A 19182-nucleotide genomic window follows, 5' to 3' on the forward strand; every position below is an offset into this window, starting at 1 on the left:
CTCATCTTTATAAACCGAAGCTCCCGCTCGTTTTCGCTCAACGAGGGGATCCAGCCTTCCATCGTCGAGGAAATCGAGGCTTATTTCGCCAAGATGGAAGAGGGCCGCATTCCCACCAACAGGCGTTCGAGCCACTCCCTGAAGGCATTTAGCGGCGGGTAAGTCGCACGCGACCGTGGCCAAACGAGCCAGTATGCGCCCGAACCCGCTACTGACCTTTTCAAGATGGGAACGAGACGGCCCTCTTTTATCTCTACGTCAGCGAGATAGTCCGGAAGCAACGCAACTCCCAAACCTGAAATCGCCGCCTGGGTCATGGTGCCAAACTGGTCGAACAGCATTCCTGTCAACTGCGGAACGTCAGCCTCCTGAGCCCCGAACCACGTCTTCCAAGCGTTCGGACGGGTCTCCAACTGAAGGAGGTGATAACCAGCGACATCCTTGACGCTCTCGATCGGACGCTTTGCCGCTAGGGCCGGCGAAATGCAGGCAGTCAGTCTTTCATCAAAAAGCTTCAGGTGATCGGCATCGCGCCAGTCGTTGGTACCAAAATGGATCGCGGCATCGAAGCTCTCGGAATCGAAATTGAATCTCCTAAGACGGGTCGCAAGATTGACCGTGATTCCGGGATGATCCGTCAGAAATTCCCCGAGCCGAGGCGCAAGCCAGCGAGTTCCAAACGCTGGCAGTATCGCGAGAGAAAGGGTGCCTCCGCCTGGATTGGTGGTGAACTCCATGCTGGCCCGTTGGATCAAGTCCAGTGCCCGGGTGATATCCTTGCCATAGGCAATTGCTGCTTCGGTCGGAATAAGCTTTTGCCGGTAGCGCTCGAACAACGATCGTCCCAGTTGCAGTTCCAGATTTTGAAGCAGCCGGCTCACTGTACTTTGGGTAAGGTCCAGATCTCGGGCTGCGGCCGACGTCGAACCGGTTCGCAGCACTGCCTCGAAGGCGGAAAGCAAGCTGACGGACGGAACGAAACGTCGTGACCGCATGGGATCCTATGCCTTTTATACATCGTCGTAGAGAGAAATGCCGTTATTCAGCGGACGAGGCAAGCATTATCTGAATAGGTATTGCTACGTGCGTTCCGCACTTGATGGAGATCTCCTTGACCAACGCTCATCCCTCCAATCAATCTCATACCCAGAAAGCTGATCCCTTTGTTTGGAACGACCCCTTCCTGCTGGACGATCAACTTTCCGGGGAGGAGCGGATGATCCGCGACTCGGCCGCCGCCTTTGCCGAAAGCGAGCTTCTGCCGCGCGTGCAGGATGCTTATCTTGAAGAGAAGACCGATCCAGAACTCTTTCGCCTCATGGGCAGGGCCGGCCTGCTCGGTGTGACGCTGCCGGAGAAATACGGTGCAGCGGATGCCAACTACATCGCCTATGGCCTAGTCGCACGCGAGGTTGAGCGCATCGATTCCGGCTATCGGTCGATGATGAGTGTGCAGTCCTCGCTCGTCATGTACCCGATCTTCGCCTACGGCTCGCAAGAGCAGAAGGACAGGTATCTGCCGGGCCTCGTCGCGGGCGAACTGATCGGCTGCTTCGGCCTGACCGAGCCGGATGCTGGCTCCGACCCCGGTGGCATGAAGACCCGCGCCGAGAAGATCGAAGGTGGCTACCGCCTGCGCGGGTCCAAGATGTGGATCTCCAACGCGCCGATTGCCGACGTCTTCATCGTCTGGGCGAAGTCGGAAGCGCATGACGGCAAAATCCGCGGCTTCATCCTCGAGAAGGGTATGAAGGGCCTGTCGGCGCCAAAGATAGGCGGCAAGCTGTCGCTACGCGCCTCCATCACTGGCGAGATCGTGCTCGACGGTGTCGAAGTCGGCGAAGAGGCATTGCTGCCTGGTGTCTCCGGCCTCGCCGGCCCCTTCGGTTGCCTCAACCGCGCCCGCTACGGTATTTCCTGGGGTGTGCTGGGCGCGGCCGAAGACTGCTGGCTCCGCTCCCGCCAATATGGCCTTGATCGCGTCCAGTTCGGAAGGCCGCTCGCAGCTACCCAGCTTTTCCAGAAGAAGCTCGCCGACATGCAGACCGAGATCGTGCTCGGACTTCAAGGTTCGCTTCGCGTGGGCCGCCTCCTGGACGAACACAAGTTCGCCCCGGAAATGATTTCGATCGTCAAGCGCAACAACTGCGGCAAGGCGCTTGATATCGCTCGTCAGGCCCGTGACATGCATGGCGGCAACGGCATTCAGATCGAATACCATGTCATGCGGCACGCGCAGAACCTGGAAACGGTCAATACTTATGAGGGAACGCACGATGTCCATGCCTTGATCCTCGGGCGGGCGCAGACCGGGTTGCAGGCATTTTTCTGATGGCCGACCGCAAAACCACCGCGCTTGCCGGACTGAAGGTAGTAGAACTGGCCCGCATCCTTGCGGGACCATGGATCGGCCAGACGCTGGCCGATCTTGGCGCGGACGTGATCAAGGTGGAAAGCCCACAGGGCGATGATACCCGTTCCTGGGGACCACCTTTCATCAAGAGGCCGGACGGCAAGGGTGGCACGGAGAAAGTGGCCGCATACTTCCATGCCGCCAATCGTGGCAAACGCTCGATCGTTTGCGATTTTGCCGTCGCCGCCGATCTGGAAAAGCTCAAGGACCTTATCGCCGAGGCCGATGTCCTGGTCGAAAACTTCAAGGTTGGAGGTCTGAAGAAGTTTGGTCTCGACTATGAGAGTGTGGCAAAGCTCAATCCGCGTATTGTCTATGCGTCCGTAACGGGCTTCGGTCAGACCGGACCACGGGCAAGCCATCCCGGCTACGACTTCCTCATCCAGGGGATGTGCGGCATTATGGACCTTACCGGCGAGCCGGAGAGGGAGCCCCAGAAGGTCGGTGTCGCCTGGATCGACATCTTCACCGGTCTCTATGGCGTCATTGGAATCCAGGCAGCGCTCGTTGAACGTGAGCGCTCCGGCAGAGGGCAGCAGATCGACCTGTCGCTGATGGATACGGGCGTTGCCGTGCTCGCCAATCAGGCCATGAACTATCTCGCCGGCAATAATCTGCCACGCAGATTGGGAAACGCGCATCCGAACATCGTGCCTTACCAGGTCTTCCCGGCCGCCGATGGCCATATCATCATAGCCTGCGGCAACGACCGGCAGTTTACCGCGCTTTGCGATGTGCTGGGACTGGGCGGCTATTCAAGCGACCCCGCCTATGGGTCCAATGCAGCCCGCGTCACGAACCGGATCGCGCTCTGTGAGGCCATTGCCGAAGCCACAAAGTCGCGGGCGAAAGCAGAGCTCATTGCGGCTCTCGAGAATGCCGGCGTTCCGGGAGGACCGATCAACACGGTCGGCGAAGCGTTGAACGATCCTCAAGTCCAGGCGCGCGGCTTGCGGATCGAGCCGGAGGGCCTCCCCGGTCTTCGGACTCCCATCCGTTTTTCACGGAGCTCGCTCTCACTCGAACGAGCGGCGCCGATCCTTGGCGACACGGCGTGGCATTTTTCTCGATCAGATGCAGAAGAGGGATGACATGACCGTACACACAGTGGGCATCATCGGGGCCGGGCAGATGGGCTCCGGCATCGCTCAGGTTTTCGCTGTCACGGGCTTCGACGTTGTCCTTATGGACCAGCACGCCCAAAAGCTAACCGAAGCACTCGCCTACATCGAGACTAATGTCGATAGACAGGTGGCTCGCGGCAAGATCACGTCGGACGCGAAGACGGCGGCACTGTCGCGCATTCGAACGACGCAGAAAATCGAGGAATTCGGATCGAGCGATCTTGTGATCGAGGCCGCAACCGAACAGGAAGCTCTAAAACTGACGATTTTCGAATCGCTGAAGCCGCATGTAAGGCGGGATGCGATTTTGACCTCGAACACATCGTCGATCTCCATTACCAGGCTTGCCGGGAGGACGGCTCATCCCGAACGCTTCATGGGATTGCATTTCATGAATCCGGTTCCGGTGATGCAGTTGGTGGAGCTGATCCGCGGCATCGCCACCAGCGACGACACGTTTCACACGGTGCTTTCGGTTGTAGAGCGGCTCGGCAAGACACCGGTGAGCGCGGCGGACTTTCCGGCATTCATCGTGAACCGCGTGCTCATTCCAATGATCAACGAGGCTGTCTACGTGCTCTACGAAGGTGTGGGATCTGTCCGCGACATCGACTTAAGCATGAAACTCGGCGCCAACCATCCGATGGGGCCGCTCGAACTCGCGGACTTCATCGGGCTGGACACCTGCCTTTCGATCATGGGTGTCCTGAACGATGGATTTGCCGATCCGAAATACCGGCCGTGCCCGCTCCTCATCAAATATGTCGAGGCAGGTTGGCTGGGGCGCAAAACTGGTCGCGGTTTCTATGACTATGGAGCTGGCGAACCAATCCCGACACGATGAGCTGGGCTTCTTAAAGTACGTGTTCAATCGACCAGGAATGAGCTTTGAGGAGAACCTGACGATGGTGACGACACCGATCGGCGTGTCCAGTTTCGAGGAGGATCGGACACCGATGCACGATCTGTTCCCGCGCCTCAAGAAACAGCAAAACCAGGCCGCCGGCACTATGTCGGGCGGTGAGCAGCAGATACTCGCGATCGCACGCGCCATGACCGTCCGCCCGGAATTGATCCATTGGACGACCCTCGCCCGGTCTGGCGCCACTCGCAGTCAAACCCCTCTTCGAACTTCTCTGCGTGAATAGCGGCCATGGGCAAAACCATCTTCCTTGTCGAGCAGAACGCCAACCATGCGCTCTAGACAAAGCCGAGGGCCGCAAAGCCTACCTCGGTCTTCACTGAACGGACACTCGATATGCTCCACAGAAATCTGATCGGCGGCGAATGGGTCGCGGGCGAAGCCTCGCCGAACATCAACCCGGCCAACACGAACGAAACCATTGGCGAGTATGCCCGTGCCAGCGTCAAGGATGCCCAAGCGGCAATCGCTGCCGCAAAGGCTGCCCTCCCGTCCTGGTCGCGCGTGCCAATTCTCCAACGGCAATCCGTTCTGCGAAAAACCAGTGACGAGATCCTGGCGCGTAAAGACGAGCTTGGCCGGCTGCTTGCGCGGGAAGAAGGTAAGACATTGCCGGAAGCAATCGGCGAAGTCCTGAGGGCGGCACAAATCTTCGATTTCTTCGCGGGAGAGGTCTTGCGCCTTGCCGGCGAAACCCTGCCGTCGGTCCGTCCGGATATCGGCGTCGAAATCACCCGTGAACCAGTTGGCGTTGTCGGCATCATCACGCCCTGGAACTTTCCGATCGCCATTCCCGCCTGGAAGATCGCCCCGGCACTTGCCCACGGCAATACCGTGGTATTGAAACCGGCCGACCTGGTGCCGGGTTCGGCCTGGGCCCTCGTCGATATCCTCCATCGCGCCGGTGCGCCGGCCGGCGTCATCAACCTTGTCATGGGACGCGGTAGTGTGGTGGGCCAGACCCTGCTCGACAGCCCCGACGTCAATGCACTGACCTTCACCGGCTCGACCGGAACCGGCAAGCGCGTGGCGCTCGCCTCGATCGAGCACAACCGCAAATTCCAGCTAGAAATGGGTGGCAAGAATCCCTTTGTAGTTCTCGACGACGCCGATCTCGACGTCGCAGTCGAGGCCGCCGCCAACTCGTCGTTTTTCTCCACAGGCCAGCGCTGCACCGCCTCTTCGCGCCTGATCGTCACAGAAGGCATTCACGACCGGTTCGTGGCAGCCCTCACAAGCAAGCTTCAGTCGTTGGTCATCGACGATCCGCTGAAGGCTGGCACGCATATCGGGCCGGTGGTGGACGAAAGCCAACTTTGCCAGGACGTCGACTACATCGCGATCGGCAAGGCCGAATGCGCTAGGCTCGCTTTCGGCGGAGAACGGCTCGAGCGCGAGAACCCAGGCTTCTATCTGCAACCAGCACTCTTTACCGAGGCGACAAACGCCATGCGTATCGCGCGCGAGGAGATCTTCGGCCCAGTCGCTACGGTCATCCGCGTTAGGAACTATGAGGAAGCGCTGGCCACCGCCAATGACACCAACTTCGGACTGTCTTCCGGCATTGCCACGACGAGCCTCAAGCACGCCACGCATTTCAAGCGCAATTCCGAAGCGGGGATGGTGATGGTCAACTTGCCGACAGCCGGTGTCGATTTCCATGTGCCCTTCGGCGGTCGCAAGGGCTCTTCTTGCGGTCCGCGTGAACAGGGCCGCTATGCCGCCGAGTTCTACACCACGATTAAGACCGCCTATACTTTTGCCTGAGGAGATCCCGTCATGAAGATTCTCGTCCCCGTGAAGCGGGTGGTTGACTACAACGTGAAGATCCGGGTGAAGCCGGATGGCACGGGCGTCGAGCTTGCGAATGTGAAGATGTCGATGAACCCGTTCGACGAGATTTCCGTCGAGGAGGCGCTCAGGCTGAAGGAAGCCGGCAAGGCCGAGGAGGTGATCGTCGTGTCGATCGGTCCGGCCAAGGCGGAAGAGACGCTGCGCACCGCGCTCGCCATGGGTGCCGACCGGGCGATCCTGGTGGAGACCGACGATCAAGTCGAGCCGCTCACTGTGGCCAAGATCCTGAAGGGCGTCGTCGACGCCGAACAGCCGGGCTTGATCATCGTCGGCAAGCAGGCGATCGACGACGACTCGAACCAGACCGGCCAGATGCTGGCGGCCCTGCTTGGGCTCGCCCAGGCGACCTTCGCCTCGAAGATCGAGATCGGTGACGGCAAGGCTCAGGTGACGCGCGAAGTCGATGGCGGCCTGCAGACGATCGAGATCAAGCTGCCCGCCGTCGTCACCTCGGACCTGCGCCTGAACGAGCCGCGCTATGCCTCGCTGCCGAACATCATGAAGGCGAAGAAGAAGCCGCTCGACAAGAAGGCTCCTGCCGATTTTTCCGTCTCCACCGCGCCGCGCCTGAAGGTCTTGAAGACCGAGGAACCATCGGGCCGCAAGGCCGGCGTCAAGGTCAAGTCGGTCGCCGAGCTGGTTGAGAAGCTTAAAGTCGAAGCCGGCGTCCTCTAAGGTTCGAGACAGGGAGATATATCCATGGCCATTCTTCTTCTGGCTGACCACGACGGCAGCCACCTTTCCGACCAGACCGCCAAGACGTTGACGGCGGCCGCCAAGATCGGCGGCGACGTCACCATCCTCGTCACCGGCGCCGGTGCCAGGGCTGCGGCCGATCAGGCCGCCAGGCTGTCGGGCGTGTCCAGGGTGCTCCTTGCCGAGGATGCAAGCCTCGCCAACGATCTCGCCGAGCCGCTGGCCGCGCTGATCGTTTCGCTGGCAGGCAGCTACGACACGATCATCGCCGCTGCCACCTCGACCGGCAAGAACGTCATGCCGCGCGTCGCCGCTCTCCTCGACGTCGCTCAGGTTTCGGAAATAACAGAAGTTGTTTCTTCCGACACCTTCAAGCGGCCGATCTATGCCGGCAACGCCATCCAGACGGTGCAGACGACCGACGCCAAGAAGGTCATTACGGTTCGTACAGCTTCCTTCGCACCTGCCGGAGGAAGCGGATCGGTCGCCGCCGTAGAAAGCGTCGCGGTGGCGGCCGATCAAACCCTCTCAACCTTCGTCAGTCAGGCGATCGCCGCCTCCGACCGTCCGGAACTGACCTCGGCGAAGATCATTATCTCCGGTGGCCGCGCGCTTGGTTCGGCGGAGAAGTTCAGGCAAGTCATCCTGCCGGTGGCCGACAAGCTCGGGGCCGCCGTCGGCGCAAGCCGCGCCGCCGTCGATGCCGGCTACGCCCCGAACGACTGGCAGGTCGGCCAGACCGGCAAGGTCGTCGCGCCTGAGCTCTACATCGCCTGCGGCATCTCCGGTGCGATCCAGCATCTTGCCGGCATGAAGGACTCGAAGGTCATCGTCGCCATCAACAAGGACGAGGAGGCCCCGATCTTCCAGGTCGCAGACTACGGTCTCGTCGCCGATCTCTTCGATGTCCTGCCGGAATTGCAGAAGGTGCTACAAACCAGGCCATGACCTCCTCGGACATCAAACGAACCATAATTGACGGTGCTGCCGTCGAAACGTTCAGCTTGACCATGTTCGACTTTGCCGGCAAGGCCGTGTCTTCGTTGGAAGATGTATTTGGAGCGAGTCCTGTTTTTGACCGTCAGAGACCAAGATTGCGCTTGGCTTGCATGAAGCTGCGAGGATCGTTCAGGCAATCGACAGCGAGAAGACGATCGCCACTCAGATAGGACACAGTCAAACTGCCCTCCGTCGCACCTGCCGCGGCGGTGGCTCGGTCATAACCCCGGTTCAGGCCGGCGATCTGCAGTTTCGTCTGATATTGATCGGACCAAAACCACGGACGCGGGCAATAAGGAACTTCCGCTCCGAGGATATTGCGCGCGACATGTTCCGCCTGGTCGATTGCGTGCGGAACCGACTCGATACGGATCAGCTCTCCTTTATGGAAGAATGTGGCGCAGTCGCCTGCAGCCCAGACGGTGGGATCGGATGTCCGGCCGAACCGGTCGACGAGAATGCCGTTATCCGTATCGATGCCGGCGAACGTTGCGAGAGTGGTTTCCGGTTGGACTCCGATCCCGACCACGACCGCGTCACAGGACAGAGACGATCCGTCCCCCAACGCGGCCGCGACCGCCGCACCCTCCGTTTTGAGCCCGATGAGCCCGGTGCCCTCGCGGATGTCGACGCCTTGGGAGCGGTGCAATTCCCGAAAGAAGGTCGCTGTCGGTTCAGCGGCGACGCGGTTCAAGATGCGTGGTGCCGCTTCCACCAGTGTCACCGCTGCGCCGACTTGGCGCGCAGCCGCCGCCACCTCGAGCCCAACATACCCTCCGCCGACGACAAGAAGCCGGGCTCCGGGAACAAACAGCGGCTGCAATCTATCCGCATCGGCCTTGCTCCTCAGGTAGAAGATTCCATCGACACCTTCCGTCATGCGTGCCGGCAGTCGCACCGGATTGGACCCGGTGGCAAGAACGAGATGATCGTAGGATAGTTGCGAACGTGATGTTTCGACGGTCCTGCGGGCGCGATCGATCGAGACTGCGGGTTCGTCGGGCCGTATATCGATCCCCTGCTGCTGGTAGAACGCCTCGTTACGAAGGGACAGGCGCTCGGCCGAAAGTTTGCCCAACAGATAGGCCTTGCTGAGCGGTGGGCGCTGATAGGGCATGACCTTCTCAGCGCCGAGCAGTGTTATCGCACCTTCGAACTTCTCCTGCCTCAGTTTCGCAGCAGCGGCGAAGCCTGCTTGTCCGGCGCCGACGATGACGATACGCGTGGTCATGGTTCACAGTTCTGTCGGGATTCGGATCAATGCGCCATTGAGGCGTGCATCCACCTTGATCTGGCAGCTGAGGCGGCTACCGGGTTCGCGTGCCGCGGCCGTAAAGTCGAGCATGTCGTTTTCGTGCTCGCCGACAGGACCAAGCTCGCTCGAGAGCTTTTCATCGATGATCACATGACAGGTCGCACAGGCGGCCGCGCCATTGCACTCGGCGATGATGCCCGTGACCGAGTTCTGCAGGGCTACTTCCATCAGGCTGAGGCCTTCGGATGCATTGCAGGCAAGCTTGCTTCCGTCCGGAAGGATGAAAGTGATGTTGGTCATTTTGTCTTCCTCTCAACGGTTCCAGGTGACCGGAAGGGTGGTCGGGCCGCGGAAGACCCACCCCTGGATGCGGACCGCGCCAGGATCAGTCAGGCGCAGATTGCGAAGGCGCGCGAACAATCTCGGCACGACGAGGCGTCCGACCATATGGCGCGCGAGCCAAGTGCCGGCGCAGAAATGAGGTCCGGCGCCGAAAGCGAGATGCGATTTCTTTTCCCGGAAGACGTCGAAGCGATCCGGTTCGGCGAACCGGCCAGCATCGCGGTTGGCGGCGCCGACACAAAGACCGATCTGGTCTCCCTCACGCAACCGAACGCCGGAAAAGACGATGTCACGGGTAACGCGCCGCGGATACAGGCCGATCGGTGAGATCCAGCGGATCGATTCCTCAAAAGCCATGGGCCACAGGTCCGGGTCAGCTTTGATCCGCTCGAGCTGATCGGGGTTCTCCAGAAGCCCCAGCACCAGCGTCAGGATCGAGTCGCGCGGTTCGTTCAGGCCGCCGCCGACCGCGACTTTGATATTGGCGTAGATCTGCTCGAGCGTATGTGGATCTTCGGCATGGATCATCGAGGACAGAACGGAGCTGTTCGGATTGTCGCGATGATGGGGCAGGGCGCGGTCGATTGCCTCTTCTACCCCTCGTGCGGCTTCTTCCGCCTTGCGGGAAATCTCCGGATCGGCGGAGTAGTTGCCGGCGCCGTCGATCAATGATTGCGACCACAGCGCCATCGTCGGCCAGTCGACATCGATGAAACCAAGCACCTCCGCCAGCGCCCGACCGGCCATGGGCGCTGCCAGCGCGTGGAACAGATCGGCCGCACCATCCTTCTCAAACGCGGCCATAACCTCGTCGAAAATGACCTCTAGCCGCGGCGCCCAGCAGGATTTGACGGCGCCTGGACGCAATGCCGGCTCGATGGCTTTGCGCTCCCGCGCGTGAGCCTCCCCGTCCTTGCGCATCATGGTGCGGCCCATCACCTTATTGACAAGGGATTGCGGGTTGACCGAGGAGAAGGTCTCCAGGTCTCGCTCCATGGCCATGATGTCGTCGTAGCGGGTCGCGACCATGATATTGGCCGCTTCGATCCTGACGATGGCAGCCATCTCGCGCGCGCGTTTGTAAGTCGGGTAAGGGTCCGTCAGAAGTTCCGCAAATGAGACGTCCGAAATAACGGGCACAGATGTTTGATTGCTTGCGAGCATGTTATCTCCTCCAAACTCGCCCTCCAGCGACTTGCTCGTCCTTGACGTTATAGAGGGACTTTTCTTGCGGCAATTGGATGGATACGATGGAGGCCATCGGATTCTTCGATGACATAGGAGGAGCGATGATTCCGGACGATTTGGCCCAGATCGATCTCAGATCGATGCAGGTGCTTGTGACGGTCCATGACGCTGGGTCGTTTTCAGCCGCGGCCGCGCAGCTGGATGTCAGCCAATCGACGGTGAGCTATGCGATCGATCGCCTTCGCCGCGCCTTCGGTGACCCCCTCTTTGTGCGCCAGGGCAATGGTATTGCCCAGACAGACAAGTGCGGCGACCTGGTATCTCAGGCGCGTGAAATGGTGAACCGCATGCTGGCGATTGCGGTGCCGCAGGAATTCGACCCGGTGACGGCGGAAGGCGCGGTGACACTTTCATGCAATCACCATGAACGTTTCCTGCTATTGCCCGCATTGATCGCGGCCCTACGCGCTGCGGCGCCCAAGGTCGTCCTGAATGTCTTGGAATCGGCGGTCAATGGAAAGCAGCAGTTGAGGGAAAACAGTGCCGATATCGTGCTTGGGCCGGTTCGCATCCTCGGGGAAGGCTATTTCCGCAGGAGACTATTCAGTGACCACTATTCGTGTGTCATGGATGCGGACAACCCGCTGGCCACAGGTGAGTTGACGCTCGATCGCTTTCGGGAAGCGGCTCACGTCGCCGTCACGCATAACGGCCAATGGCAGGCGCTTTACTTCGCTGCGCTGCGCGAACGCGATATCTTTTTGACGCCACAGCTCACCCTTCCGAGCCATGACAGCATCGAACTGATGATCGCCGGCACGGATCTTGTCGCGACCATTCCCAACAGACTGGCGCGTACTTATGGCGGGCGGCTTTGCGTGCGACGCTTTCCGGTCCATATTCCAATCGAAATCGACATGTATTGGACGGAGCGAACTCATAAATCAGGCTTGCATCGCTGGGTGCGGCAGCTTCTGGCTGACGTCACCGCTTCGCGTCTTAATCGGTCCCCGGACGGATGCGATGATGAACAGGAGTTTGAGACACCAATCCGGAGCGACAGCTCATAGACGGAACTCGGATTGGTGCTTTTTTTGACCTCGGAACGACGAGTTGCCGCCATCCTTTCGCCAGACAGGTAAAGAACTCGCCCGACAGTCGTTACTCGGCGGCTACGGTCGCCGGCTTCTTGGTGGGGCGCCGGGTTTCTGTCGTCAATTCTGGAAACAGATGACCTGCATGCTCGATGACGTTCTCGCTTGTTTCGCGGATGTGGCGTTCGATCAAGCTAAGAGCCGTCTCGATATTCCGATCCATGACCGCGTCGACGATCATCTTGTGTTCAACGTCCTTTTCCCGCCATTTCGTACGAAACTGTGACGACATGCGGCGGTAGCGATGCGCACGTTCGAACAATTTCGCTCTCATCTCAAGCAGCACTGGCGAGCCGCAGGCTGCAACAAGCGAATAATGGAATTCACCGTGCACCACGCTCCATTCATCGGAAAGATAATATTCCCGGCCGATGCGTTGCTGGAGCCTCTCCATTCGATGAAATGCGGAGAGAATATTACCTTCCCAAAGGTCATCGCCTTTGCGTATCGCTTTGGCAAGCGCTTCGCGTTCAACGAGCACACGCACGTCCGTGAGATCGTTGAGATCGGCAATCGACACGGGGGCGACGACAAAACCGCGCTGCCCCTCCGCTACCACAAGGTTCTCGGCGGCGAGGCGTGAGAGAGCTTCTCTCAATGTCGAGAAACTAACTTCGTAGCGTTCGCGCAGGCTTTCGAAGCGCAATTTCTCGCCGGGTTTGAGAACGCAATTCACGATATCCTGCCGCATGCGCTGCAGCACGTCGCCGGCTCTCGTCTCACCGCCTGCATTCTGTTGTTCCAAGACTTGCCTCCCGGCACCTCATCGGCTGAGCCGCCATGCGTTTAACACGGAGTGGAGTCTAGAGAAAATTTCGAAAAAATCAATCTTGGCGAAATTTCGCCGTCCTCGCCGAGCTGAGAATTTCCCAAAACCCGTCGGTTCCAAGATTTTCGTAAAACGCTATAATTTCGAAAATATGTTGCACCGATGACATAACTAGGGTATCAGGATCGGCAACGGGCCTAAGGCATCGTGATTTCAAGGGAGGAAAATATGACGCACCTCGTGCACGCCGTCGGGCACATGAAGGTCAACGTGATGGATCCGGATGCGGTCATTCGGGATTCGACCGAAATTCTGGGCCTAAGGGTCTCCCATCAGGACAAGAGTGAGACCTGGCTGAGTTCGAATGGTCGCGCAGCCGAACTGGTGCTGGTCCATAGCGATGAGAATTCCGCCCACACGATCGGCCTTGAGACCCTGACCAGCACCGATGTGGAGGCTGCGGCGTCGCGTGTAGAGGCTGCCGGTTGTCGTCTTCTGTCTCGGGAGCCGAGCCTGTCCTGCATGGACGCCGGCTTTACCTTCGCGACACCGGAGGGCCTGCGTTTTGAAGTCCATACGCCGATCCGCAATGACATTCGGGGCCAGCGCTTTCCGACGAACGGGATCATGCCGCGCCGGATCGATCACATCAATCTGATCTCGCCGGATCCTGTTGCCACGAGGGCGCAGCTTGAGGCCATTGGCGGCATGAAGCTCTCGGAGCGCATGGTCAATGATGCCCTTAGCTGGATGCATGGCGGCAACCGCCAGCACCATATCCTTGGCCTGGTCAAGGGGACCGCGGCCGGGTTGCACCATGTCTCGTTCGAGTTCCCGGAGTTCAACATGTACTGCCGGCTCGGCGATATTCTCGATCGCTTTGACCGGCAGCTCCTTTGGGGGCCTGGACGACATCGTCCTGGAGACAACACTTACGCCTATTACACCGATGCCAGCGGCATGATGATCGAATGCTCGGGCCCAATGTCGCATATCGCTGACGATGCCCATTTCGAGCCCAACGTCATCACGAATCTGGAGCGGCCCGGCAACGTGCGCGACATGAACGTCTGGGGCACGCCGGCGCCTCTGGAGTGGCGGGAATACTTCCACCCTTTCACCAAGATCGCCTGAACAAATTCGAGGTAAGAGACAATGCAAGAGAAACTCACGTTCATGTCGGATGGACTGAAGCTATCGGCCGTTCTCCATGTTCCGGATGGTCGCAAGGCCGGGCAAAAGCTTCCCGCGTTCATCGTCTGCCATGGCTTTGTCGGCTCGAAGGATGAGAGCCATGCCCAGATCCAGGCGGAAATGATGGAAACATTCGGCTATGTGGCGCTGCGTTTCGACTTCCGAAGCTGCGGAGAAAGCGAGGGCGAGCGTGCGCAGGTACGTTGCTTCGACCAGGTCGCGGATGCCAAGAACGCCCTGACTTTCCTCGCGGGCCGCGAGGAGGTGGATCCGGCGCGCATCGGCATCACCGGTCATAGTTTTGGCGCAGCTGTCTCCGTCTATACGGCGGGTGTGGACGATCGCGTCGCATGCTGCCTTTCCTCCTGTGGCTGGGGTGACGGCGAACGCAAATTCCGCGGCCAGCACCCGACGACGGAGTCGTGGGACAAGTTCATCGGCATCCTCGAAAAGGGTCGCAAGCATAAGCAGGAGACCGGCGAAAGCCTCTGGATGTCTCGCTTCGATGCCGTGCCGATCCCGGAACATCTGCGCAAGAACCTCTCTCCGAAGGCGATCATGGAGATCCCGGTCGAAACCGCATGGTCCATGTACAATTTCCGGGCTGACGACGTCGTCGGGAACATCGCGCCGCGGCCGCTGCTTCTGTTCCATACCGCCAACGACATCATCACGCCAACCAGCGAATCCATCCGCATGTTCGAGAAGGCCGGTCACCCGACCGAGCTCATGCTGATCGATACGACGGCGCATTTTCCGCTCGCGCCAGGTGATGCGCCGCGCACGAAGGCGATGATGAAGGGCTGGCTCGACAAGTTTTTCCCGTCTCCGTTGAGTAGTGCGTCATGAATGGTGCTTCTGAGAAAAAGCTGATCGGCAGCAGCGCATTGGCCGATTTCGCCGCGGCACTGTTGAAGTCCGGCGGTTTCGGCAAGGAATATGCAACACAATCCGCTGAACTTCTGGTCTGGGCCAATCTTCGCGGTGCCGATTCCCACGGTGTTTTGCGCATTCCCCGCTATATCGAGATGGTCGAGCTCGGCATCGTGAAGGGTAACGCCGAGCCTAAAGTGAAGCACGAGTTCGGCGCTATCTGCCGTCTCGACGGCGATCTTGTTCCCGGTGCGGCCGGTATGTCCATCGCCACGAAGAAGGCAGTGGATCTGGCGGTAAAGTTCGGCATCGGTCTTTGTGAAATCTCCCGCACCAGCCATTCTGGCGCTATTGGTTACTTTGCCGAAAAAATCGCCCAGGCAGGTATGATTGGTATCGTCATGTCGGCCTCGAAGCCCTTGATGGTCTATCATGGAGCACGCGGCGAGGGGGTTTCGACAAATCCGGTGGCGATCAGTGCTCCGACAGGGGATGGGCGAAATCCGTTGATTTTCGACATGTCGACGGCCGCCGTCGCGCTCGGGAAAGTCATGGCCGCGAAGGACGCCGGCCACCCGATTCCTCCGGACTGGGGCGTGGACGCCGAAGGGGTCCCGACGACCGATCCTGCCAAGGTCAAGGCCTTGCTGCCAATGGCGGGGCCCAAGGGTTCCGGCCTTTCGCTGATGATTGAGGTCCTCGTGAGCCTACTTGGCGGCAATCCGCTGATATCCGCAGCCCTGTCGGACAAGAAGGACAACGGGTTCAACGGCCTGGCGATTGCTGTCAATCCGCTCGCCTTCGGTCTTTCGCATCCGGTTGCCCAAGACGTTGCCAACTTGGCGCAAGCTATCAAGGCCTTACCCCCCGCTGCCGGCGTCGAGGAGGTATTCCTGCCTGGAGAACGCGGATATCTGATGGCCGAAAAACGAAGCGCCGCAGGCATCCCGATTGCTGTGGGCACCGCCCGGCGTCTCTGTGAGGAGAGTATCAAACGCGGCGTTCCTGTGCCGTCCGAACTGACCTGACGGGCTGGTGTATCGCGCTGTCGCCGACAGTCCACCGGCGCGGACCAGGAAATCCCCACCCGCCTTCCAACCCGGTCACACCTGAACGGGCAGTACCTTCGCGGCGTGCGGCAGCACGGGATGTTCTGATATCGTCAACTGATGGGGCTATGTCCATCGACCCCATGATCACCCACACCATGCTGCTAAAGGGCACCGACACGTGTCTCGAGCTGATGCATGGTCCCGCCAAAGCATCGCAGCATCGTCGTTTATCGATGCGATACAACGTGTTGAAACGGAAAAACGCAGGAGACAGGTTTGCTGATCGGTACCCCAAAAGAGACGCGTGAGGGAGAAGCACGCGTTGGCATGACACCCGATGCTGCGCAAGCACTGCAGAAGCTCGGCTATGACTGTGCCATAGAAACCGGCGCCGGCAAGGGCGCTGGAATATCCGATGATGCTTATCGCGCCGCAGGTGTGGCGATTGTACCCGACGCGGCCACGCTTTATGCGGTCGCCGATGTTATCGCAAAGGTGCGCCCGCCGGAGCGCGCGGAGGTCGAGCGCCTGCGAGCCGGCCAGACGCTGATCTCGTTCTTTTATCCCGGCCAGAACGGTGAGCTGCTGGAGCTTGCGCGGTCGAAAGGCGCCAACCTCATCGCCATGGACATGGTGCCGCGCATCTCGCGTGCGCAGAAGATGGATGCGCTGTCGTCGATGGCCAATATCGCCGGCTACCGGGCGGTGATCGAGGCGGGCAACAATTTCGGCCGCTTCTTCACCGGCCAGGTAACGGCGGCCGGCAAGGTGGCGCCGGCAAAGGTGCTGGTGATCGGCGCGGGGGTTGCCGGTCTTGCGGCAATCGGTGTTGCCACCTCGCTCGGCGCCCAGACCTATGCCTTTGACGTGCGCCCTGAGGTCGCCGAACAGATCGAGAGCATGTGCGCGGAGTTCGTCTATCTCGACTTCGACGGCGCTCAGCAGGACGGCGCGGCAACCGGCGGCTATGCTGCCCCGTCCTCTCCGGAATTCCGCGAGAAGCAATTGGCCAGGTTTCGCGAGCTTGCGCCTCAGATCGACATCGTCATCACCACGGCGCTGATCCCCGGCCGGGACGCGCCGAAGCTCTGGCTTGCCGATATGGTGGCGGCGATGAAGCCGGGATCGGTGGTGGTCGACCTTGCCGCCGAACGCGGCGGCAACTGCGATCTGACCGTCGCCGATCAGCGCGTCGTCTCCGACAACGGCGTGATCATCATCGGCTACACCGATTTCCCGAGCCGCATGGCCGCGCAATCCTCGGCGCTCTATGCCACCAACATCCGTCATATGATCGGCGATCTGACGCCGGGAAAGGATGGCAAGATCGTCCACAACATGGAGGACGACGTCATCCGTGGTGCGACCGTCACCTTCGACGGCGCGATCACCTATCCCCCGCCGCCGCCGAAGATCGCCGCGATCGCCGCGCAGAAGCCAAAGGAAAAGGTGAAGGAGCCGACGCCGGAGGAAAAGCGTGCCGCCGAGGCTGCCACCTTCAAGGCACAAACCAGAAGCCAGTTCGCGCTTCTCGCCATCGGCACGGCTCTGCTGCTCTTCGTCGGCGCATTTGCGCCGCCAGCCTTCATGAGCCATTTCGTCGTCTTCGTGCTGGCTTGCTTCGTCGGCTTCCAGGTCATCTGGAACGTCTCCCATTCGCTGCACACGCCGCTGATGGCCGTCACCAATGCCGTTTCCGGCATCGTCATTCTCGGGGCACTGTTGCAGATCGGCTCGGGCAACTGGCTGGTGATGGTGCTTGCGGCGCTTTCGGTGCTGATCGCCACGATCAACATCGTCGGCGGCTTCCTCGTCACCCGGCGCATGCTCGCCATGTTCCAGAAGTCCTGATCGGGCAGGGGTATCACTATGATGATCGGTATCGTTTCGGCCGCCTACATCGCGGCAGCCATTCTCTTCATCCTCTCGCTTGGCGGGCTTTCCGGCCAGGAAAGCGCCAAGCGCGCGGTCTGGTACGGCATGACAGGTATGGGCCTTGCCATCATCGCCACGGTCTTCGGACCTGATGTCGGCAACTGGCTGGTGGTCGTGCCGATGATCGCCGGTGGCTCGGTGCTCGGCTATTACGTCGCAAGCCGCGTCCAGATGACCGAGATGCCGCAGCTTGTCGCGGCGCTGCACTCCTTTGTCGGCCTAGCTGCCGTCTTCATTGGATTCAATGCCCATATTGAAGCAGCCCATGTCGCGGTCCTCAATGACGCTTCGCGGGCGGCGCTCACCGGCTTTGCCGCAATCCTCGCCCACAAGGAACCTGTGGAACTGTCGATCATGAAGGTCGAGGTCTTCCTCGGCGTCTTCATCGGCGCGGTCACCTTCACCGGTTCCGTCGTCGCCTTCGGCAAGCTCTCCGGCAAGGTGGACGGCAAGGCGAAGAAGCTGCCGGGCGGGCATCTTCTCAACGCCGGTGCATTGGGGCTTTCGTTGGCCCTGCTCGCCCTTTACTTCAACGGCGCCGGCACCTGGACGCTCGTCCTCATGGCGCTCGCCGCCTTCTTCATCGGCTATCACCTGATCATGGGCATTGGTGGCGCCGACATGCCGGTGGTCGTGTCGATGCTGAATTCCTATTCCGGCTGGGCGGCAGCGGCCATCGGCTTTACGCTCGGCAACGACCTGTTGATCGTCACCGGCGCGCTCGTCGGCTCGTCGGGCGCGATCCTGTCCTACATCATGTGCAAGGCGATGAACCGCTCGTTCATCTCGGTCATTCTCGGGGGCTTCGGCACGACGAGCGGGCCACAGATTGAGATATCAGGCGAGCAGATCGCGATCGATGCCGAAGGCGTGGCCGCAGCCCTCAACGATGCCGACAGCGTCATCATCGTGCCGGGCTACGGCATGGCCGTGGCTCAGGCTCAACAGTCCGTCTCCGAACTCACCCGCAAGCTGCGCGCCGCAGGCAAGAACGTCCGCTTCGCTATCCATCCTGTTGCCGGCCGTCTGCCGGGGCACATGAACGTGCTGCTGGCTGAAGCCAAGGTTCCCTACGACATCGTGCTCGAGATGGACGAAATCAACGACGACTTCCATGAGACCGACGTCGTCATCGTCATTGGTTCCAATGACATCGTCAATCCGGCCGCCCAGGAAGACCCGAATTCGCCGATATCAGGCATGCCTGTTCTCGAAGTCTGGAAGGCCAAGCAGGTCTTCGTGTCCAAGCGTGGCCAGGGGACCGGCTACTCCGGCATCGAGAACCCGCTCTTCTACAAGGAAAACACACGTATGTTCTATGGCGATGCGAAGAAGAGTATCGACCAGTTGCTGCCGGCATTCAGGTGAATCTTGCGAGCTGACGCGGGCACACCTTCACTATCGAGTGCTTC

At 60.1% G+C, this 19182-nt stretch carries 17 protein-coding genes and 1 pseudogene; 13 read left to right on the forward strand and 5 right to left on the reverse strand.

Annotation, left to right across the window (positions count from 1 at the left end; all coding sequences use genetic code 11):
- Nucleotides 1-80: 80 nt before the first annotated feature.
- A complete protein-coding gene (locus NBG89_RS31730) occupies nucleotides 81-995 on the reverse strand; it encodes a LysR family transcriptional regulator (RefSeq protein ID WP_431324870.1) in 915 nt (304 codons plus the stop codon).
- A gap of 221 nt (nucleotides 996-1216) precedes the next feature.
- Here NBG89_RS31730 and NBG89_RS31735 point away from each other — a divergent pair, with 221 nt between their 5' ends.
- The 7 genes and pseudogenes from NBG89_RS31735 (at nucleotide 1217) to NBG89_RS31765 (ending at nucleotide 7957) form a co-directional block, all read left to right on the forward strand.
- The gene (locus NBG89_RS31735) at nucleotides 1217-2332 is read left to right on the forward strand and encodes an acyl-CoA dehydrogenase (RefSeq protein ID WP_431324968.1); all 1116 of its coding nucleotides are present in this window, start codon (nucleotides 1217-1219) and stop codon (nucleotides 2330-2332) included.
- On the forward strand, nucleotides 2332-3504 hold the full coding sequence (locus tag NBG89_RS31740; protein WP_431324871.1) for a CaiB/BaiF CoA transferase family protein: 1173 nt from the start codon (nucleotides 2332-2334) through the stop codon (nucleotides 3502-3504). Before NBG89_RS31735 ends, NBG89_RS31740 begins: the two co-directional genes overlap by 1 nt.
- A gap of 1 nt (nucleotide 3505) precedes the next feature.
- Nucleotides 3506-4381 carry a 3-hydroxybutyryl-CoA dehydrogenase gene (locus tag NBG89_RS31745; RefSeq protein ID WP_431324872.1) on the forward strand — a complete coding sequence of 292 codons (876 nt, stop codon included), beginning with the start codon at nucleotides 3506-3508 and terminating at the stop codon, nucleotides 4379-4381.
- A 31-nt stretch (nucleotides 4382-4412) separates the two neighbouring features.
- Nucleotides 4413-4738: pseudogene (locus NBG89_RS31750) on the forward strand (ABC transporter ATP-binding protein); the annotation flags it as partial.
- 57 nt (nucleotides 4739-4795) lie between these two features.
- Nucleotides 4796-6226, forward strand: a complete 1431-nt coding sequence (locus tag NBG89_RS31755) for an aldehyde dehydrogenase family protein (RefSeq protein WP_431324873.1) — start codon at nucleotides 4796-4798, stop codon at nucleotides 6224-6226.
- 12 nt (nucleotides 6227-6238) lie between these two features.
- The gene (locus NBG89_RS31760; RefSeq protein WP_431324874.1) at nucleotides 6239-6988 is read left to right on the forward strand and encodes an electron transfer flavoprotein subunit beta/FixA family protein; all 750 of its coding nucleotides are present in this window, start codon (nucleotides 6239-6241) and stop codon (nucleotides 6986-6988) included.
- Between the two features lie 24 nt (nucleotides 6989-7012).
- Nucleotides 7013-7957: an electron transfer flavoprotein subunit alpha/FixB family protein gene (locus NBG89_RS31765; RefSeq protein WP_431324875.1), complete on the forward strand. Its 945-nt coding sequence runs from the start codon at nucleotides 7013-7015 to the stop codon at nucleotides 7955-7957.
- Nucleotides 7958-8090: 133 nt separating this feature from the next.
- Here NBG89_RS31765 and NBG89_RS31770 read toward each other — a convergent pair whose 3' ends face one another.
- The 3 genes from NBG89_RS31770 to NBG89_RS31780 are packed head-to-tail and all read right to left on the reverse strand — an operon-like array spanning nucleotide 8091 to nucleotide 10769.
- Nucleotides 8091-9239, reverse strand: coding sequence for an NAD(P)/FAD-dependent oxidoreductase (locus NBG89_RS31770; RefSeq protein WP_431324876.1), 1149 nt, complete (start codon nucleotides 9237-9239; stop codon nucleotides 8091-8093).
- A gap of 3 nt (nucleotides 9240-9242) precedes the next feature.
- Nucleotides 9243-9563, reverse strand: a complete 321-nt coding sequence (locus NBG89_RS31775; RefSeq protein WP_431324877.1) for a 2Fe-2S iron-sulfur cluster-binding protein — start codon at nucleotides 9561-9563, stop codon at nucleotides 9243-9245.
- 12 nt (nucleotides 9564-9575) lie between these two features.
- Nucleotides 9576-10769 carry a cytochrome P450 gene (locus tag NBG89_RS31780; RefSeq protein WP_431324878.1) on the reverse strand — a complete coding sequence of 398 codons (1194 nt, stop codon included), beginning with the start codon at nucleotides 10767-10769 and terminating at the stop codon, nucleotides 9576-9578.
- 125 nt (nucleotides 10770-10894) lie between these two features.
- On the opposite strand from NBG89_RS31780, the gene NBG89_RS31785 reads away from it, so the two are divergent.
- Entirely contained in the window at nucleotides 10895-11863 is a 969-nt protein-coding gene (locus NBG89_RS31785) for a LysR family transcriptional regulator (RefSeq protein WP_431324879.1), read from the forward strand.
- Between the two features lie 91 nt (nucleotides 11864-11954).
- Here NBG89_RS31785 and NBG89_RS31790 read toward each other — a convergent pair whose 3' ends face one another.
- On the reverse strand, nucleotides 11955-12692 hold the full coding sequence (locus NBG89_RS31790) for an FCD domain-containing protein (RefSeq protein WP_280951841.1): 738 nt from the start codon (nucleotides 12690-12692) through the stop codon (nucleotides 11955-11957).
- A 252-nt stretch (nucleotides 12693-12944) separates the two neighbouring features.
- Between NBG89_RS31790 and NBG89_RS31795 the strand changes: the two genes are divergently transcribed.
- From NBG89_RS31795 to NBG89_RS31815, 5 genes are all read left to right on the forward strand, one after another.
- A complete protein-coding gene (locus NBG89_RS31795) occupies nucleotides 12945-13850 on the forward strand; it encodes a VOC family protein (protein WP_431324880.1) in 906 nt (301 codons plus the stop codon).
- 21 nt (nucleotides 13851-13871) lie between these two features.
- Nucleotides 13872-14759: an alpha/beta hydrolase gene (locus NBG89_RS31800; RefSeq protein ID WP_431324881.1), complete on the forward strand. Its 888-nt coding sequence runs from the start codon at nucleotides 13872-13874 to the stop codon at nucleotides 14757-14759.
- Complete coding sequence (locus NBG89_RS31805) at nucleotides 14756-15811, forward strand: Ldh family oxidoreductase (protein ID WP_431324882.1); 1056 nt, start codon at nucleotides 14756-14758, stop codon at nucleotides 15809-15811. Before NBG89_RS31800 ends, NBG89_RS31805 begins: the two co-directional genes overlap by 4 nt.
- Before the next feature lie 300 nt (nucleotides 15812-16111).
- Nucleotides 16112-17686, forward strand: coding sequence for a Re/Si-specific NAD(P)(+) transhydrogenase subunit alpha (locus NBG89_RS31810; protein WP_431324883.1), 1575 nt, complete (start codon nucleotides 16112-16114; stop codon nucleotides 17684-17686).
- An 18-nt stretch (nucleotides 17687-17704) separates the two neighbouring features.
- Nucleotides 17705-19138, forward strand: coding sequence for an NAD(P)(+) transhydrogenase (Re/Si-specific) subunit beta (locus tag NBG89_RS31815; protein WP_431324884.1), 1434 nt, complete (start codon nucleotides 17705-17707; stop codon nucleotides 19136-19138).
- The last annotated feature ends 44 nt before the right edge of the window (nucleotides 19139-19182 follow it).

Origin of the sequence: Rhizobium sp. YTU87027, from assembly GCF_050644135.1 — a bacterium.
Classification (GTDB): domain Bacteria; phylum Pseudomonadota; class Alphaproteobacteria; order Rhizobiales; family Rhizobiaceae; genus Rhizobium.

Excerpts from the sequence above, each read along its gene's own strand:
- NBG89_RS31730 (WP_431324870.1), bottom strand. The coding sequence starts at position 995 with ATGCGGTCACGACGTTTCGTTCCGTCCGTCAGCTTGCTTTCCGCCTTC.
- NBG89_RS31735 (WP_431324968.1), top strand. The coding sequence starts at position 1,217 with ATGATCCGCGACTCGGCCGCCGCCTTTGCCGAAAGCGAGCTTCTGCCG.
- NBG89_RS31740 (WP_431324871.1), top strand. The coding sequence starts at position 2,332 with ATGGCCGACCGCAAAACCACCGCGCTTGCCGGACTGAAGGTAGTAGAA.
- NBG89_RS31745 (WP_431324872.1), top strand. The coding sequence starts at position 3,506 with ATGACCGTACACACAGTGGGCATCATCGGGGCCGGGCAGATGGGCTCC.
- NBG89_RS31755 (WP_431324873.1), top strand. The coding sequence starts at position 4,796 with ATGCTCCACAGAAATCTGATCGGCGGCGAATGGGTCGCGGGCGAAGCC.
- NBG89_RS31760 (WP_431324874.1), top strand. The coding sequence starts at position 6,239 with ATGAAGATTCTCGTCCCCGTGAAGCGGGTGGTTGACTACAACGTGAAG.
- NBG89_RS31765 (WP_431324875.1), top strand. The coding sequence starts at position 7,013 with ATGGCCATTCTTCTTCTGGCTGACCACGACGGCAGCCACCTTTCCGAC.
- NBG89_RS31770 (WP_431324876.1), bottom strand. The coding sequence starts at position 9,239 with ATGACCACGCGTATCGTCATCGTCGGCGCCGGACAAGCAGGCTTCGCC.
- NBG89_RS31775 (WP_431324877.1), bottom strand. The coding sequence starts at position 9,563 with ATGACCAACATCACTTTCATCCTTCCGGACGGAAGCAAGCTTGCCTGC.
- NBG89_RS31780 (WP_431324878.1), bottom strand. The coding sequence starts at position 10,769 with ATGCTCGCAAGCAATCAAACATCTGTGCCCGTTATTTCGGACGTCTCA.
- NBG89_RS31785 (WP_431324879.1), top strand. The coding sequence starts at position 10,895 with ATGATTCCGGACGATTTGGCCCAGATCGATCTCAGATCGATGCAGGTG.
- NBG89_RS31795 (WP_431324880.1), top strand. The coding sequence starts at position 12,945 with ATGACGCACCTCGTGCACGCCGTCGGGCACATGAAGGTCAACGTGATG.
- NBG89_RS31800 (WP_431324881.1), top strand. The coding sequence starts at position 13,872 with ATGCAAGAGAAACTCACGTTCATGTCGGATGGACTGAAGCTATCGGCC.
- NBG89_RS31805 (WP_431324882.1), top strand. The coding sequence starts at position 14,756 with ATGAATGGTGCTTCTGAGAAAAAGCTGATCGGCAGCAGCGCATTGGCC.
- NBG89_RS31815 (WP_431324884.1), top strand. The coding sequence starts at position 17,705 with ATGATGATCGGTATCGTTTCGGCCGCCTACATCGCGGCAGCCATTCTC.